Annotated in this window: 22 protein-coding genes; 21 read left to right on the forward strand and 1 reads right to left on the reverse strand. The window is 37.8% G+C overall.

What is annotated here, in order from left to right; all coding sequences use genetic code 11:
* The coding region (locus Q0L65_RS04900) for a site-specific integrase (RefSeq protein ID WP_296684116.1) at nt 1-494 on the forward strand (494 nt) is incomplete at its 5' end.
* A 58-nt stretch (nt 495-552) separates the two neighbouring features.
* The gene (locus Q0L65_RS04905; protein ID WP_296684119.1) at nt 553-774 is read left to right on the forward strand and encodes a DUF4248 domain-containing protein; all 222 of its coding nucleotides are present in this window, start codon (nt 553-555) and stop codon (nt 772-774) included.
* Nucleotides 775-826: 52 nt separating this feature from the next.
* On the opposite strand, the gene avs4 is transcribed toward Q0L65_RS04905, so the two are convergent.
* The gene (avs4, locus tag Q0L65_RS04910; protein ID WP_296684120.1) at nt 827-5,518 is read right to left on the reverse strand and encodes an AVAST type 4 anti-phage nuclease Avs4; all 4,692 of its coding nucleotides are present in this window, start codon (nt 5,516-5,518) and stop codon (nt 827-829) included.
* A gap of 165 nt (nt 5,519-5,683) precedes the next feature.
* Between avs4 and Q0L65_RS04915 the strand changes: the two genes are divergently transcribed.
* From Q0L65_RS04915 to Q0L65_RS05005, 19 genes are all read left to right on the forward strand, one after another.
* The gene (locus Q0L65_RS04915; protein WP_296684122.1) at nt 5,684-5,923 is read left to right on the forward strand and encodes a hypothetical protein; all 240 of its coding nucleotides are present in this window, start codon (nt 5,684-5,686) and stop codon (nt 5,921-5,923) included.
* Nucleotides 5,916-6,416: a hypothetical protein gene (locus tag Q0L65_RS04920; RefSeq protein WP_296684123.1), complete on the forward strand. Its 501-nt coding sequence runs from the start codon at nt 5,916-5,918 to the stop codon at nt 6,414-6,416. The genes Q0L65_RS04915 and Q0L65_RS04920 overlap by 8 nt, the downstream gene beginning before the upstream one ends.
* Nucleotides 6,416-8,266 carry a hypothetical protein gene (locus Q0L65_RS04925; RefSeq protein WP_296684124.1) on the forward strand — a complete coding sequence of 617 codons (1,851 nt, stop codon included), beginning with the start codon at nt 6,416-6,418 and terminating at the stop codon, nt 8,264-8,266. The genes Q0L65_RS04920 and Q0L65_RS04925 overlap by 1 nt, the downstream gene beginning before the upstream one ends.
* 18 nt (nt 8,267-8,284) lie before the next feature.
* Nucleotides 8,285-8,809: a hypothetical protein gene (locus Q0L65_RS04930; RefSeq protein WP_296682137.1), complete on the forward strand. Its 525-nt coding sequence runs from the start codon at nt 8,285-8,287 to the stop codon at nt 8,807-8,809.
* A 162-nt stretch (nt 8,810-8,971) separates the two neighbouring features.
* On the forward strand, nt 8,972-9,553 hold the full coding sequence (locus tag Q0L65_RS04935) for a hypothetical protein (RefSeq protein ID WP_296682136.1): 582 nt from the start codon (nt 8,972-8,974) through the stop codon (nt 9,551-9,553).
* Nucleotides 9,554-9,572: 19 nt separating this feature from the next.
* Nucleotides 9,573-9,992 (forward strand): hypothetical protein, encoded by a 420-nt coding sequence (locus tag Q0L65_RS04940; protein ID WP_296684126.1) that lies wholly within the window; start codon nt 9,573-9,575, stop codon nt 9,990-9,992.
* Nucleotides 9,993-9,997: 5 nt separating this feature from the next.
* Nucleotides 9,998-10,540, forward strand: a complete 543-nt coding sequence (locus tag Q0L65_RS04945) for a hypothetical protein (RefSeq protein WP_296684127.1) — start codon at nt 9,998-10,000, stop codon at nt 10,538-10,540.
* Nucleotides 10,525-10,848 (forward strand): hypothetical protein, encoded by a 324-nt coding sequence (locus Q0L65_RS04950; protein ID WP_296684129.1) that lies wholly within the window; start codon nt 10,525-10,527, stop codon nt 10,846-10,848. Before Q0L65_RS04945 ends, Q0L65_RS04950 begins: the two co-directional genes overlap by 16 nt.
* Nucleotides 10,848-11,657: a hypothetical protein gene (locus Q0L65_RS04955; protein WP_296684131.1), complete on the forward strand. Its 810-nt coding sequence runs from the start codon at nt 10,848-10,850 to the stop codon at nt 11,655-11,657. Before Q0L65_RS04950 ends, Q0L65_RS04955 begins: the two co-directional genes overlap by 1 nt.
* 2 nt (nt 11,658-11,659) lie before the next feature.
* Complete coding sequence (locus tag Q0L65_RS04960; RefSeq protein ID WP_296684132.1) at nt 11,660-11,833, forward strand: hypothetical protein; 174 nt, start codon at nt 11,660-11,662, stop codon at nt 11,831-11,833.
* A 10-nt stretch (nt 11,834-11,843) separates the two neighbouring features.
* Nucleotides 11,844-12,896: a hypothetical protein gene (locus Q0L65_RS04965; RefSeq protein WP_296684133.1), complete on the forward strand. Its 1,053-nt coding sequence runs from the start codon at nt 11,844-11,846 to the stop codon at nt 12,894-12,896.
* Complete coding sequence (locus Q0L65_RS04970) at nt 12,893-13,396, forward strand: glucosaminidase domain-containing protein (RefSeq protein WP_296684135.1); 504 nt, start codon at nt 12,893-12,895, stop codon at nt 13,394-13,396. Before Q0L65_RS04965 ends, Q0L65_RS04970 begins: the two co-directional genes overlap by 4 nt.
* A 49-nt stretch (nt 13,397-13,445) precedes the next feature.
* Nucleotides 13,446-13,868: a hypothetical protein gene (locus tag Q0L65_RS04975; RefSeq protein WP_296684137.1), complete on the forward strand. Its 423-nt coding sequence runs from the start codon at nt 13,446-13,448 to the stop codon at nt 13,866-13,868.
* Nucleotides 13,869-13,881: 13 nt separating this feature from the next.
* Complete coding sequence (locus Q0L65_RS04980; protein WP_296684138.1) at nt 13,882-14,799, forward strand: hypothetical protein; 918 nt, start codon at nt 13,882-13,884, stop codon at nt 14,797-14,799.
* 19 nt (nt 14,800-14,818) lie between these two features.
* Entirely contained in the window at nt 14,819-15,652 is an 834-nt protein-coding gene (locus Q0L65_RS04985) for a Hint domain-containing protein (protein ID WP_296684140.1), read from the forward strand.
* A gap of 9 nt (nt 15,653-15,661) precedes the next feature.
* A complete protein-coding gene (locus Q0L65_RS04990; RefSeq protein WP_296684141.1) occupies nt 15,662-15,931 on the forward strand; it encodes a hypothetical protein in 270 nt (89 codons plus the stop codon).
* A 7-nt stretch (nt 15,932-15,938) separates the two neighbouring features.
* Nucleotides 15,939-16,451, forward strand: coding sequence for a DUF6549 family protein (locus tag Q0L65_RS04995; protein WP_296684143.1), 513 nt, complete (start codon nt 15,939-15,941; stop codon nt 16,449-16,451).
* Nucleotides 16,448-16,585 (forward strand): hypothetical protein, encoded by a 138-nt coding sequence (locus tag Q0L65_RS05000; RefSeq protein ID WP_296684145.1) that lies wholly within the window; start codon nt 16,448-16,450, stop codon nt 16,583-16,585. The genes Q0L65_RS04995 and Q0L65_RS05000 overlap by 4 nt, the downstream gene beginning before the upstream one ends.
* A 29-nt stretch (nt 16,586-16,614) precedes the next feature.
* Nucleotides 16,615-17,262, forward strand: a complete 648-nt coding sequence (locus Q0L65_RS05005; protein WP_296684146.1) for a transglycosylase SLT domain-containing protein — start codon at nt 16,615-16,617, stop codon at nt 17,260-17,262.
* The last annotated feature ends 58 nt before the right edge of the window (nt 17,263-17,320 follow it).

Genomic DNA, 17,320 nt, shown 5'->3' on the forward strand with positions numbered 1-17,320 from the left:
GGGACTTTTTCGTGTTTTCTTGCTTTACAGGTTTGGCTTATGCAGATGTGAAAAAACTCAAACGGTGTGAGATTGAACGGAATGAAGCTGGCTATTGGATTAAAACCAAAAGGCAAAAAACTGGTGGACGCGCAAACGTGCCTTTATTAGACGTTCCAATGCAAATCATCCACAAGTACGTTCAATTGGATTTGCTTGAAGCAGAAGACCTCGTATTGCCCATTTTAAGCAATCAAAAGATGAATGCCTACCTCAAAGAGCTGGCAGATTTCTGTGGCATCACTAAAAAGTTATCCTATCACATCGCTCGCCACACGTTTGCAACTACGCTGACGATGATGAACGGCGTACCAATTGAAAGCGTAAGCAAAATGCTAGGACACAAAAACATTACAAGCACCCAGCACTATGCCCGAATCGTAGATAAAAAAGTAGGTGAAGATATGGAGCGACTATCCACTAAGATAGGAAGTCGATTAGCAATGTCGTTTTAAACTTAAAGCCCTGGAAACCCCAGGGCTTTTTTTATACCCAATTAGACCAGTTTAGAAAATGGAAGAGAAATTTAGAATAAAATCATACGGTTACGGCGAGCTTGCCCAGCTCTATTTTCCGAATATATCAAAGAAAAGTGCTAGTGCCCAATTGCGCAGATGGATCAAGTTAAGCGATACAGTTTTACCAATGCTTAAGAGCCATGGTTATAAGCCAGGCCATAAATTACTGACACCAGCACATGTGAAAGTTATTGTTGATGAATTTGGGGAGCCGTAAAATAGATTTCCAAGGGAATTTTAGACTTGATAAAAGGTAACGATTAGATCTATTACAAAAGACTTTCTCGCAATAAATAACCATGAATAGAACCTCGTTCAATCATAAAGTCAAGTATTGGAATTATTTTGTTTTTCAATTTTATTTCTTCTTTTATTTTTTGTCTGTAAACGAAAACATATTTTCTTAAAAACTTCTCTAGGTAGTATAAAGTGTTTGATTCTAAATCGTCAAGGTGTAACGATTTGTTGTTTGACACAATTGTATAAATCCATTCAACACCTTCGTCCTTAAAGTTTGCTCCAATTGAATTTAAAACTTTGACAATAGAATATAATACAGCTGGAATGTTGCCTATTTCTTTTGAAGCGTTTGCATATAGATATAAATTTTCTTTTTTTAAGCTACGCCATTCTTCAATGCCTTCACGCCACCAACTCCATGCAAAGAAATAATTTATAATGATTTCTTTCAGGTGGTAGCCACGAGGATAATTGCATAGTTCTTTTATTTTAAGATATAGGATGTTCCAAATGTGCCAAAATTGTTCATACTTGTTTAGGTAATCTTCTGCACTTACTAATTCACTAATAAATGCAGCTGTCTCTTCTGTTGAAGAAAACGAATCTATAAATGGTTTTAAGAATGCGTCAATTTCGCTTTCTTCTCTTTGTAAAATAAAATAAGCAAAATTTTTGAAAATATGTTGGCGTAATTCGTAAATGTTAGAGTCATCTCCTGTATCTTCTTTATAGCTTCTTCTATCTTTCAATAACCGTGAAGCCAATAATGGCAAAGTACCTGCATAAATATCTAGGTGGATTTTATCTTTCGTGTCTGAAGGAATTAATTGAAGAACTATTTCAAAAGCATAAATGTCAAGTTCAGTAATCCCATTGATGTCAAATGAAATATTTTCAAAACTGAAATCAGTATTTGTTTTCTCTAATTCTGATAAAATCAAACTTTTAGAAATTCGTCCCCAACCTTGTTTTTTTCTTATTTCCTCAACAACATTTTTGTATATAGGTTTGAGTTTTACATATCCAAATAAAATTGATTGTGCGACTTTTGAATTTTGTTCCCATAATTTTGATTTGTGAACTGATTCAATAACGTAGTCACATATTCTTTTGTAATGTCCAATTGGTGTTTCATCTAAAAGTGCCAAAATCATTACTGTAACCAAGTTTTCAGCTTCTTCAGGATATTCATTTACTAATACTGGAATAGCATGAAAAGAGGCTTCAACCCCGTCACTTATTTGATAGTCGTAATTATCAGCAAAAAGGTTAGATATTGTTGAAAGAACTATTTCTTTGCAAAAAACAGTATCTGCTTTTGATAGTTTGTCTTTGAATTCAATTAATAATTTAGAACATGAAAACGCAGGTATGGAATAGTCAATCATTCCGATTCCGTTTCGTCCAGTTTTTAACTCTTCAACAAGTTGTTTGGTATCCGATAGTGCTAAAATAGGATTCTTATCATAGTCCTGATGTTTTGCTGTTTTTGTTTGATCCCACTCACTTTTAAAGAAGTCAGCCCATAATCTAAGCGATGTATATTTGAACATTTCTTCGTGTTGACTATGTGCTTGCTCACTTTCCTTTCTATGTTCATTAGAAAGCTCTTTGGGACTAAATTCAATTAGTAAATTATTGTCGTCATGTTTTGATACTTTAGGTATTAGATTTCGTCTATCCATTCTCGCCAACAAGATTCCATAAGATTTACTAACTGAAGTGTTAGACTTGTGTTGGTCAGTTATATTATACAATTTTTCAATGAATTCAGTGTTTTGTTCTTCTGTAAACCCTTTTACCCCGAATAGTTGATAATTTAAAAACAATGATTCTAAATTTGAATTTCTATGTTTATCCTCGCATGACTTCAATCGTTCATCTGTGTATAAAATGTCTTTTAATTTATCTAGGCCATATCCAATTGAGTATGTAGATTTCGCTTGAAATTCACTGGTGCTTCTGATTGAGTCTAAATGAAATAATTCAATTGTTCCAAATAGTATTGTAGCTATATCATAAAATTTATCAGGATTTGCAAGCACGACACTACAAACAATAGAAGTAAGAGAAGCTGATTTGGAATTAATAAGAATTTTTAGAAGAATATCATGAATTATTTCTGATTTTAATATTTGAGCAAATTCCAAAAGAACTTTTTCTAGTGCCATGTGCATTGATTGCAGAAGGTATGGCACAACTGGGCTTCCATTTCCACGATACATTCCCCATATAGCCCAACTCAGATATTGGTTTACTTCTTTTTCATTTAAATGTAATGTAATTACCTCAACGTCCTCATTCCCATAATCAGAATGGCTATAAGATTTAACAGCTCTATTTGTGAAATCTATGATAAAATCTAGTGTTTCATGGAAAGCTATTTTTAATAGCCATTTTATTGGTGTTTGATTAGCACTGGCAGGGAAATAATTGAGTTTGTGTTTGTCTGTCAAACCATAACGGCTTTCCATTGAATCTCTATCATATCCAAATCTGTCATGTTTTTGCGGTTGCTTTTGCCAAAATAAATTACATAATTGAATTACGTGTGATGGAAGTGTTTTTAATAGTTCAATTGCTATATATGGCTTCTCTAGAATTTTCGAGCAAAGTCCTTCATAGGGGTCTCTATGATCTGCCCATTTATTAGCAATGACTTTTTCAAAAATTTCATTTAGTTCTTCTTTTAGTTCGTTGGCTGCATTTAAAATTACTTTTAAAATGTTTTCTTCAGCTCCATCTAGAATAAAGAAATTTTCTACAATTTCAGTCTTTTGTATTATACTCAACGCCAACAAACCTGAATACCGTGTAGTATTACCTTCTTTGTTGAATTCGCACCAATCAGTTAAAACAGGTAAAACAGGTTTTAGGTTATTGTCGAAAAAGTCAGATTTGTGTTTGTAAATAAGAGCAATAACTTCTTCCCAACCTCTTCCTTTTGGCTTTATAATTTCTATACTTTGAACTGATGAAACGTCTGTGCAAGCAATTCTTAATAGGAACAAAATTCGCTTTAATATTTCAAAATCATCTGCAATGATTTCTTGCTCAAAAAACTTAAAGAATATTTCTGAATAATCTGAAAGCAAAACGGAAATTAAAATTTCGTCTTTCCAAAATTGATTAACGTCAGTGCTCGTAAAAGCACTTTGAATAAATGTTTCTATTTCTTTACTATTTTCAGATAAATGGTCAGATAACCACAATCTAAAAGCTCTGCGAATAGGTAATGAATTTCCTAAGTCGTCAAAAAATTCTTTTATGTTTGAATGATTTGAAAAACTTCGGGAAACTATTTTGCCCAACGTCCATTCTTCATAAATGTCATGAGTAATGAAATGTCCATTGTGTGTGTCATCATATCCAAGTATTTCGTCTTGCTTTAATTGAAACAATGCTGATTGTGGCAAACTATCAATATTGATATAAAATCGTCCTGTTTCACATCTTTGTTTAGCAATGCTGATAATACACCTTTCTCTTTCAAGATGTAGGTTGTCTTTTTGAACAGTATTTTGTATTCTCTTTTTCCAAAGCAAATCAATAAATCCATTATAGTTTCCTTGCTTGTCAATGTTTGAATATTGTTGAACGTACTCTCTTAGATAAAATAAATTTCTAAGTCGTTCTAAGAATTTTTGATTGTCGGGAAGTGAAAATTTGAATTCATCAGCTATTGATTTTAATTCATCAGCACCAATCAAAGAAACGTCAATCACGTCAAATGGTAATTGATAATTCTCTTTGATGTGAAAAGTTAAATCATTAAGATAAGCGTAGCGAGTTGTAAAGATGATATTCCAAGCGTTCTCATTTAACTTTTGTATTAGTTTAGTGAGAATATCGTTGTTAGAAAATTCTGCGAGTTTTTCTGCGGAATCAATTACAAATATTTTAAGAGGTTCATCATTGTAGGCATTGAGAAACTGTGCAAATGTAAATTTGTGGTCAAAGTGAAATATGTCGTTAATGTGGTTTACATTAAATTCATTTGCTTTAAAAACACAAATTGGTATTTTTTTAAAATAAGAATTATAATACTCCTTGAAAATTGCGGTTTTACCGCAACCACCTTCACCTGAAATAATTATGTTTTTTTTATTTTGAGAAGTGTTTGCAATTGCTTCAACAACAGAACTGCGGTCAATTTTTATATGTTTGTCTCCAAATGATATTTCTGTTTGAATCGCTTGTAAAATATTTTCGTTGTGTTTAGATATTTCATCGAGCAAATCTCCTTCATTTGGGTCAAGGCTGAAATAAATATCATTGATGTATTTGTTTTCAGGTAAAGATAATTGTAGTTCAAAATGACTTGGAACTCGCCATTGAATATTAATCCCTACTGACTTTGCGGCTTTCTCAATATCTAATTGATATTGCGGTTTCTTTTTGCTTTTATTGGTGCTTTCAGAAAGTTCTTGATTAATGTAAAGATGCAGTTCGTCTAATTGCTTGTTTTTGGATTTTGCTTTTTGGATTGAATCGATAATATCATCTTTATTGTCAGCGATTAATGTCGTGTAGTATTTAGATTGAAATCCAATGAATTTTCCATCTTTTTCAATTGGTTCCGTCTCAATTCCAGTTTGATTTTTGTATCGAAATAGTCCAATTCTACTTTTGAACTCAGCACAAAAGAGCAAATAGGACATTTGTTCAAATGCCCAGGTCTCTTGTTTATCGTATTTTACACCAAAAATCTTCCAGTTCATTTAAATGCAGTTAATATTTATATTTCACTTAAAAATTCAAAAATTAATAGTTATCAAAAATAACATTTAACCCTCATATATTTACAAACACCTTTACACACCCTTAAAGGACTTATATACAGTTTTTCATTTTAGAAGTTTGTATCCTAATCGATACAAGACTTCATGCAACATCACACACATACTGCATTATTTACCACCGTTTCAGGTGTTGTCGGTGGCGTTGGCAAGGCGATTTCCGCTAAGCCTTTATTACTGGCTATTACCCTTCCTGGTTTAACTACGGTTATAATTTATGCCGCGGCGTCTGCCGTTGCTGGCTACGTGGTTAAGAAACTACTGGACGCTGCTTCTCGCAAACTCAATCAATTCTTTAACGAAAAATCTGCTGACGACAATGAATAAATTGGTTGGCATAACACTTGGAGCCGTTGCTGTTTATGGTATTATCAGGTTACTGAAAATGCAAAACGTAGGTGATCAAACCAATATTACCATGGTGAATCCACGTGTTCATGCTGTCAATTTAGGAGGATTATCATTTCGCACCGAAGTAGCAATCAACAACCCTTCAAAGGATTCTGTAAAAATTACGAAACCCGTTGTAAGCGTAAAAAGTAAAGGGAAATTGTTGTCCCAATCCAATGCGGAAAACAAGGAAATTATTATCAAACCGCTCGGTGTTACTCAAATTGACACCATTGAACTTCAAATTAATTGGATGACCCTTTCGGGGCTTATTTCCAACATTGTTTCAAAAGTTCCAGCAGTGATTACTGCTTTTAAATCAGGGAATAAAAAGAACTTGATTGATCAACTCGGTATTCCTATTGAAATGTCCTTTACTACCTATGTAAATGGGCTCTTTTATGAATCAGAACCTAGCAAAATTATCTAATGAGGGCACTCGCACATATACCAAGCAAAACTATTACAAGTGGTTATCGTGCCATCAAGGATGGAAGCCGCTACAATACGTATTTCCCACCACCTGATGAGCGAGACCGTGTCATTATCAAGGATGGAGAAGTAACGGATACTGTTGAGTTAATGGAGAAAGTCGTTTGGAAATACCTTGACGATACCAAGCGAATCGCTCCATTACTCATGCGGCCTTCCACCCATGAGACCTGTCAAGCTATCTGGGAGTTCATCCACAACTTTATTCAATACAAACTGGATCAACGTGGACTAGAACAACTCAGAAGACCAGCAAGATCATGGGCCGAGAGAGCTACGGGTGTTGACTGTGATTGCATGAGCATTTTTACTTCAAGTATTCTCACCAATTTAAAAATCCCTCACAGCTTTCGGATTACAAAATATAGCCAGGATTCATGGCAACATGTATATGTGATTGTCCCAATAGCTGGAGCCAATAACTATTGTGTGATTGATGCTGTGGTTTCTGAATTCAATTATGAAAAAAAATACACCGATAAAATGGATTACACTATGAATCTAAAAGGCATAAATGTAGCTGTACTTAGTGGCATTTCAGGAAATGACCACTATGAGGCAGTGATGGCAACTTCTCTTTCAGGCATTGGCCTGGGAGCCACAACCAATCAATCAGACTTAGATAAACTTTATCAAAATTTAGTCGCAACACGCAATGCTGTAGCCCAGAATCCAAGTTTGGTTTCAACAGTGGATGACCCCCAGGCATTGATTAAAATGCTAGACTATGCCATTCAATATTGGTACACCGATAAGCGCAATGAGGCACTAGATATACTCGCCAAGAACGAAGCGCAATTGAATTTGCAGAATGGCGTAAATGCCATGAATGGACTAGACTACGATCCAGATGATTTAGCCTTAAGTGGAATCAACGTAAAAGGATTTTTTACCAATGTAAAAAAGACAGTAAAAACCGTTGGTCAAAAAGTGGGTCAAGCCGCAAAAGTTGCTGTAAAAGCAGTTGTAAAATTCAATCCACTTTCTATTGCAGCTCGCGGAGGATTTCTGCTTGCCATGAAATTAAACCTGGGCAAAATGGCTTCCAAGCTCAAATGGGCTTACGGAACACAGCAACAGGCTGCTGCAAAGAATGTTTCTGCTACCACTTGGCAAAAAAGTAAAGATGCCTTGGTGAAGGTTGAAAAGCTATTTGCTGACAAACTACAAGGAAGCCGAGTGGCTTTAAAAAATGCAATACTAAAAGGACGTGCAGGAAATCTTAGTGGTTATGTAGAAGAACAAATGTCGGGTTATTTAGGTGATCCAGCCTCCGCAACGGTGATTGCTGCTGCCGCTCCCGTGATCATTGCTACCATAAAAATATTAAAAGAATCTGGACTCATCGGAAAGGATGAAAACGTAGATATGAATTCGTTAACCAATGAGGTTAACGCTGATCCAGGAGCTGCTCAAGCGGCTGCTGAATTCCAAGAAACTGATCCAAATGCAATAGAAAAAATGGCTTTAACTACTCAACCTGAAACATCGTTGGCTCCTGCCACAACAACTAATGATCCCTCTGTTACACCAAAAGCTAGCGGAGGTGGTATTATGAACTTCATTAAAACCAATCCTGTACCTGCTGTAATCGGCGGTGGTTTACTTGCCTTTGGAATTTATCAATTGGTAAAGCCAAAGAAAAAGGCAACGGGCTTATCTGGTTATCGCACCAAACGAAAACCAGCAACCACGACTAGAAAAACGCTTCCTAAAAAAACAACGACTTCAAGCCGCACTGTAAAAGGGAGAAGTAAAAAAAATATTACCCCTGTAAAACTATTTTAATCAATAAATACGCAAACCATGGCAACTCAAACCAAAAAAACCAAAATCAGTAGCCAAGCTGTGATGGGAGAAATCAAAACCTTGGCTATGCTCACTGGCGGTGTTGTTATCGGCTCGTTGGGCGGAAAAATGATTGACAAAGTATTGAATGTAGATGCAACAGCAACTGGATTTAATGCCAAAGCACTTGCTCGACCAATTGTCCTTTTGGGTGTTGGTACTGCTGGAAACTTAATGCTAAAAGACCCAAACATGAAAATGTTGGCAACGGGTGTTGGCGCATCGGGTTTACTCTCTGGTGTAAAAGTATTCTTGAAAAAGGACTTATTGGCTGGACTTTCTGACTTTAGCTTCAATGGCATAGACGGGTTGGGAGAACCAACCGTGTATCGCGAACCCATGAACTTGTCAGTAGAACGCTACAATCCTGATCTACCAGCTTTGTCTTCTCCAACCTCTTACAATCCTGAAGAATTCTCCTCTCATTCAGCAATGGTGGAAGGTGTTTCAGAAGAGGATTTGGCCTACATCGAAATCATCTAACCTAAATAATTATTCATAAACAATTAAAAAATCAGAAATATGTTAACGCTCGGACAAATCGAAAACAGTGAGTACAACTTACTAGGTGCAATGTCAGAAGATGACTTTTTGCAAGCCCTTGACCTTAGTGGCCCTAATGACAAGAAAAAACTGTTCCGCAAAATGCAGAACCAAACGCGTGTTGCAACCAATGCAACAGGCTCACGCTCTCGCGCAGAGTTTGAAAAGCGCATCTCAATGTTGCCAAAGGAAATCCAAGTTGGATTGGCAAATCAATCGTTGCAAGCCGTTGATACCGCTTATTACGTGGTGAAAACTATCAGTGGCTCAAAAGTCATCAAAATGTTCAAAGATGACGACAACAAGGTTGTTGGATCGAGCAACATCTCTAGCGGAAAGTTGGAGAAAGGAAACTACTTCTTGTTGTATGGATTACAGTTGTTAGGCGGTGTTGGAGACAACAACGACTCCCCTGGATCAGTAAACTACGATGTGGTTCCAGATTACATGCGCAATGGTGAATTTGAATTCAAAGCCAATGGAACTGTATTGGTACCAAACACATCTTGTGAGGTGTTTCAAACTACGGGAAAAGATACATTTAAAGGTTTGTGGATCTTGGATAATCCAAAAATTATCCGTGACCAACAATCCATTGAGTTGAACATTGAGTGGTCTGCTAACGCTCCACAAAACTCTTATTTGAAGGCGATCCTTCGCGGAACAGCAGTAATTAAAGCGTAAACGATAAATCCAATTCACCATGAAAAACCACAAGTTTCAGCAAATTCGAGTGACTGTCACCAAGCCTGGAGACAGCCTTCGAATCAATGCACAAACCGACAAGCAATACGCAAGAATCAGAGGCATTTATGTTTCTATTCCTGAAGAACGCCTTGTTCCTGGATGCTTGTTGGGTCTGAAAGTGAATAATCAGGACATTTTTGAAGATGTGCATGAGGTGAAACTGCTTACTAGTGGCAACCAGGTTGCTCCCAATCAGAAGTATTTCTTTTTTGAGGAGCACCTGGACGCTGCTGGAAGTACCGTTGAGGGTCGTTTTACAGACGGACAAGCTCAAGTTGCTGTTGCTAGTTTAGCTGCAAATGCGGAAACTGGTTTTAGCACCTACGGCTATCCTTATGAAGTGAAAATTTATTTGTGGCTCACCAATGAAAAATAAATCCCATGGCCGCAATACGCTACAACATCATTCGCCTTCAAGTGGACAGACCAGGACAAATTGTTCGGTTTCAACACAAAATACCAAGCAACCTAAAACGCTGCACAGGTTTTAAAGCTGTACATGTTCGAGGGGTGCAAACGGATTTGTACATCCCAGAAATTGGGTGGTTTGCCGCCTCGTTTAATAGTTTGAAGGAAGAAGCAATTGTAGTGCCTGTTTCAGCTCAAGCATTTTATGAACCTGAAGTATCGCATGAATACCAAACATTGGATGTTGCGCTGCTGCGGGGTCAATTAGTGGTGGGTGTATATGTTGACACTATGAAATCAAATGTATTTGCGCCTTACATCGTGAGCCTTTATCTGCGTTGCACGGAGCGTTTAAGTAGCCCAATTATTCAGGATAAATCCATAAAAAAAGATCCTGTTGAATGGGTGCAAAAATCTCCCTTGCCAGCCGATGAATGTGAATGTGAAGAACAGGAGGATGATCAAGAACTAATCAGTGAAGAATTAAATCCAGACCAATTATGTTCGATCACTTAATTCACATTCACCAACAGTTCAAACAGCGAACCATTGGAATTGAGTTACAGCGTTTTAAAAACGTGGTAACAAAGCCAGGCAAGCTGAGATATGAAATTGAGGCATACAATGAGTATTTATTGCTCACCAATGCGTTTGCGCTGCCCATTGGTACACGGATTATTTCGGACACCAATAGCTTAGAGGTACTAACCAGTCAAAACGGACTCGAAGGACTTGAAGAGTTTAGCGGCTTAGTGGTCATTGAATTGCCAGCAGATACCAAAGAGTTTCCCAATGTAGAATTCATCCAAATCGTCAAGGAGTAATGAGTAAGAAAAAGATATATCATGTCATACAGGTGAGTCAGAAAATGATTCAAACCTTTCCCAAACAGGGACACAGCAATGTGGTGTTTAATGCTGTTTTCTACCGAAACGGTAAGAAGCTCAATAGCATTGATCAGGCAGATGTAGCAAACTTTTCACACCTGGTACGGAGTTATGATAAATCTGAAAATCCAGATAAGGTTAAAGTTGAATTTAAAGACCAGGATTCGGGCAGTTTGATTTGGGCAAAGACATTTGAATGGACAGATGTAGACGATGAGATCCCACGTTCTCTTTCGGGTTATTCTGGATTGGGCGAAGCGGAAGTGAACGATTTAGTGCAGCGAAAGTTCTCTGAAATGGAACGTTCCAAGGAATTGGAGCGCATGAGCAGTGAACTTCAACGATTGCAGACAGAAAACGAAGAGCTTGAATTTCAAATGCAGGATATGCAAAATACCCTGGATGCAAAAAAGCAGGTTGAATATTATTCAAACATCATTGGGATGGCCTTGCCTGGACTAGCGAAGTTTTTAAGTAACTCTCCGATGGGTGCTGCGATGAACTTTTTGGCAGGAACAGAACAAGATGCTAAGTCTGTTGAGCAAGGTAAAAATGCAGAACAGGAACCGAAAGATTCACAACGAGATACTATCCTTGAAATGATCTTGGCATTTTGTAAAACAATGAACGATCAGGAGCTTGGAACCTTGTACTTGATGCTTTCAGAAATTGAAAAAGACAGAGGGAATCTTCAACGCATTTTACAATTTATCACTCAAACACAACCCATAAATAATCCGACATAGACATGGCACAACAAGATGTATTAATACAAGTAAAAGTATCTACTGACCTAGAAGCTAGGCATGTACAAAAGGCACTTCAAACCATTGCTAATAATTTCAAAGCGCAAGAGTTAGTGAGTATTTCAAAAAAGATAGAGCTGCCACTTGTGAAGCTTAAAATCAAAAGCATGATTTAATAAAACCATTATGGCATCCACAAAAGAGAAAATTATTCAAGTGGTCGAAAACAATCAATCCAAGCTCATAAATGGAGCCTTGATTGTTGGTGGTATTTACTTAACGTATCGTTTGGGTAAAAACATTATTGCGTCTTTGAATAAATCTGATGCTCAAAACAAAGCAGACGATAGTCCAGAAGTGCGCCAAGCAATGGCACTGAGATCAGCGATGAATCCTTCAGGAGTTTCATGGATGATGAGTATGGATACGACTAATACCAGTACTGTTATGGACACAGCCAAAACAATTACAAATTTGGACAGTGTTCAAAAAGCATATAAAAATCTCTACCAAGACAATTTACTTGACAACATTCAAAATGAATTATCAACGAGTGAGTATCAGAAATTCCTGACCATCATAAGTTCTAATTCTAATAAAGATACTTCACATGGTGGAGCACCGCCTGTTCAGTTTGCAAAAGCCAATCAATTAATTGTGGCGAAAAAACCAGTTTCACTTCGAAGCTCACCAGATGCAAGCAATCACGGGGCTTTTTACGAAGTGTTTTCAGATCAAAATATTCTTCGCCAAGCTTATGCTGGTGAATTTCTAGGGTATGCCACAGGTAGGCAGCAATTCGATGAAGTAAACAATGTCAAATTCATTGAGGTTGCCTACGTCATTAATGCGGTAAACGCTCCTTCTGCTTATAAAAACAAAAATAAAAAACGTGTCAACTTCTGGGTTTCAAGCTCCTCATCTTACGTAGATATTTTCACCTATTACAAGAATATGTTTGACGCTTATCCAGGTACAAAGAAATTAACTGGATGGAAAAAGCCTCCAGACTTTTTTACCCTAAAAGGCATTCCAATGCCGCGCTTATTGACCAGGATGAACACACCTGTGCTTAACGAACGATTGATCCCCATTGCACATGCTGGGCCGAATACAGTCCTGGGTAAACTCATCATGAGTATGAATACTGGCAGTGGTGAGTATTTGCAATTTCAAACAGTAGACAACACCCTTAGATGGGTTGACAAAAGGTACATTCATTTACAAGAGCAATCATGAGTTTAAAAACCGAACAATACGTAATCAACAATTATGAGTATGCCAAGAAAGCTGGAGACCGTTTCAAGATGGATCCTTTAGTTATTCTTGCGCAGGGCTCATTTGAAAGTGCCTGGGGAACATCTGGGCTATCTAAAAATTACAATAACTTTTTTGGGATCACCGCAGGTGGAAAACCAAATGAGTTTTGGAAAGGCGGTGTTTATCAAGCTCAAAATCAGTACAAATTAAAGTTTAGAACCTACTCAAGTGTACAGGATAGTTTTTATGATTTTGCTCGGTTGATTTCAGCTAATTACAAATCAGCTCATGCCGTTGCAATGGACTACAAAAAGTATGCTGACAAGATTTCACACAGTCCATACATCTCAGAAAAAAATGGCGACAATAGAAATGCGTACATGCGAGGATTGATTTCGAATTATGAAAGCATACTTGAGATAGCTAAAAAAAAAATCTACTTGTCAAAGGGGGATTCTCCCTCGCAGGAGCAGCAATAATCTTTTTGACAGGCAGATACATTTATAAAAATTGGATAAAGAAAAAATAATGGCATTCACACTCACACAAGTCAGAACTGGAGAACAAAAGAATTTCTCCGTCCGCGAAATCCTAGAACTTTTGGGAGATCCGATTAACAATGAAATCATCATTCATGGTGAAAGCTATCGAATAAGTAATGTGCAGGGCGACCTTGGCGGCGGAGGCGGTTCAACGGATAGCACCGTTTGGAGAGCCGATTGGCAAAAATTACCCCTAACTGTTGGGGTAAGTGGCCAGGATACGTTTTCAGTAAGTCTAAACACAACTGATCCAGAAGGACTTTTCCTTGCTGTGAACGGAGCCATTTACGATTACGGAATTAACAGTGCTTTTGATATTTCCTCGGGCACACTCAACTGGCATGGAGGATTCAATTTAGAACCTACAGACCATGTCTACATCAAATATTTAACCCTAGTAAACAACTAAAAAACAATAAAACATGAGCGAATTTATTAAAATCAAACAGATTGAAGGTTTATCGGCAGACCTAGCAACAAGAGCATTGGATGCTCAAGTAGTAAAAGTAGCCAACAACTTATCGGATGTAAATGCAGGAACAGCAAGGACAAACCTTTCATTGTACTCTAAAACAGAGGTTGATGCTTTGGTGGTTGGTGCAAAAAATGCATTCAACGTGGCCGACAATACTGCAAAGAATGCATTGACTGGACTAAAAGTTACAGACCGTGTATTTGTAAACGATGATGGAGATACCAAGTGGGCTTTATACATTGTTACGGCGGTAACTACAGGAACAGGATCTACCTCAACTTTCAAAAAGATTGCAGATGAAGACTTGTTTACCAATGCCCTAACAGCAGCTGCGGTAAAGGCTTCATACGAGAGTAACGCTGATACGTTTGCATTCAACGGAACCTACAAAGGCAAGTTGGATAAAATCACGGTTGCGGCAAACGTGAACCTTGATACCATTAAATCAACGGCTGATTCAGCGCTGGCCAATGCAGCTACGGCACAATCAACGGCTAATAGTGCATCAACCGCTGCTAGTTCAGCTCAAAGTACTGCCAATAGTGCTTCAACTGCTGCTTCCACTGCGCAAACAACCGCAAACAACGCTGCTACCGCTGCGGCTACGGCACAAAGTACGGCCAATGCAAAAGAAGATGCTTTTACCGAAACACTTGAAACGTTTACAGCCCTTACAGGTGCTGCAAATACGGCTGTTTCTGTAACCTTAACACAAACCCCTAAAGCTGGTTTTAACATTCATGTATTCTTTAACGGTGTACGTGTAAAAACTACAAGCAATACAGGTGGTTCGAGGAATGTAACATTTACCGTTCCTTACGCAACAGAGCCAGCAGACGACATTGTTGTGAACTACACTTATTAATCATAAAATCAACTAACTAATGGAAAAAATAGCATCCAAACAAGTAGAAGGAGTTGTTGACCTGAATTCATTTCAACGCATCCCAGCTCGAAAAGAATTTTTGGGCGGTGTTGGCGCAGGAAATGGGTCAACGGGTCATTATCCTTTTCTTTCTGGTGGCTTTATTTATTGGGTACTCAATCCTGATTCAGAGCCGCAAGAAAACGATTACAGAATGGGTGTAAGCCCAGATACCAGGCTTTTGACACTGCAAGTTTTAAAAAATAGTACTTGGGTAAATGCTTGTTTGGATGGCTGTTCTTCCACAACTACCTCTGGCGGTGGAACAATCGACCCTGGAACAGGTGGTGGCGGCGGTGGCGGTGGATGTTTGATTTATGGAACATTAATCCTGCTTCCAGACGGATCAACTAAAAAAATTGAAGACCTTGAATTGGGTGATTTTGTAAAAACTGTTGCAATCACTGGATTAGATAGTGAGCAGGAAGACGCATGGAAAACATTCTCAACTGATACATTCACACCAAGTGAAGAAAGTTCCGTTGTTGTGGGAATTCAAAAAGCACAATACGGATATTATTTCCTGATCAATCAGGAACTCAAAATCACGTTCGAGCATCCATTGCTTGCACTTCGTGATGGTGTTTATGCTTTCAAACGAGCTAATGAGCTTGTTGTTGGTGACCGCATTTACCATTACACCTTGGGATTGCAAGAAATTTCAAGTTTTGAACGCATCGATGAAACGGTGAATGTAGTTAACATCAATGTGGAAAGTCAAGACACTTATTTCGCTGAAAACTACCTGGTTCACAACCTAATCGATCCCAATCTGGAAAAAACTTATATCTAACAATAAAACATGAACTCACAAACTCGTTTAAAACTTACGCTCTATGCTGCTGCATTTTTATCTGTAGTCACACTGCTTTCTATTTATTCCAAAATGGAAGGTGTTGCTACGGCTAGCATTGCAGGAATCATGACCATTTTATCGGCCTATATCTGGTCGCAAACCACTAGACCCTCAAAAGATGAATACACTCATAAAAATACTCGCAAACAAACAACTTCAAAAAATAGTGTTCCTGCTACTTTTAATAGGCGCAGTCATACTGTTATGGAGAAGTAATCAAAGTTTGAAGCAGGATAATGCTCGACTGGCAAACAATATGGAAGCTTTGACCGCATCAGTAAAATATATACAAACACAAAACGGAAAGCTCGCTGCTCAAACCGATGTGTTGCTTGTGCGAACTGGTGAGTTGAAAGAACTTTTTCCTTTTCAGGCCAAAACGGTCACTGATATGGGAATCAAATTAAACAGGGCAACTCAGGTAAGTAGTACGGTGATTGAAACACAGAAAAATATCATTACAGTACTAAGAGATAGCATCGTTCATGATACGGTCAGGGTAAAAGTATTTTCATACAAGGATCAATGGTATCAAATCAGTGGAATCGGCAATGACAAAACGCAGCAATTAAGCATTTTTAATACGGATACGCTCACACAGGTTGTTTTCAAAGGCGAAAGAATCAAGCCCTGGCTTTGGATATTCTCCCCTAGAAAGCTTCAGCAAAGAGTAAGTGTTTCAAATCCTAATTCCACTATTAAATACAGTAATATCATTCAAATCCAAAAACAATGAACAAGATAATATTTGGCGCAGCAGCTTTAGCCTTGTTGGCACTGCTCAAGAAAAGCTCGAAAAATACAGACGATAATCCCACCATCACTCCAGCTCAAAAAGCGCAGAGAACGATTACATTTTATAAAGCATAAGTATGGCAGAGTTAGCAGTTCCAATACCAATGACTCCACGCACATTTTATCCTGTTGCCGCATTGCCGCAGAATAAAACAAAAATGGAAACCATTGGTAAAAAGTATTATAACGAAATTAAACTCGCTGAGACATTAACCAATGTCCCTGGAGCAATAATCCTATCTATCATTTTCACTGAAAGTGCTGGCAATCCTAGTATTGTAAGCTCGGCAGGTGCAGTGGGTTTGATGCAATTAAAGCCACAAACTGGAAATGATGTCATCCATTTGGAAAACAAGTCCAAAAGGTTAACAGCGCCTGAAATTGAGCTGTTGAAAAAGCATTTAGGAGCAAGGGTTAACGGCCCGTTGAAACAGCAATACCTGTCTCATAAGATTAAGGAGAATAATTACACGGGAAATGTCATGACCCGTGCTGATTTACAAAAGCCAGAACTCAACATTTTGTTGGGTGCTATGCTTATAGGTATTCTCATAGATCAACACTATGAGCAAGGTGTATTGAGGCTCGATAAAGCATTGGTTCGATACAATCAAGGTTACTTTTTCAAGCCTGGAACGGGAACCGTAGAACAAGTATTGGATCGCGTAAAAGGACGAAGCAAGGAGGCATATTCTTATATCATAAAAGTAGTGGGTAAAAATGGATTACTAGAAACCCAATCCATGGTGTAATGAATCAATTTGAGCTCAATAAACAAATCCAGCAGTTAATCCTGAAGAAGGACAAGGC

The organism is Flavobacterium sp., assembly GCF_024642105.1.
Lineage (GTDB): Bacteria > Bacteroidota > Bacteroidia > Flavobacteriales > Flavobacteriaceae > Flavobacterium.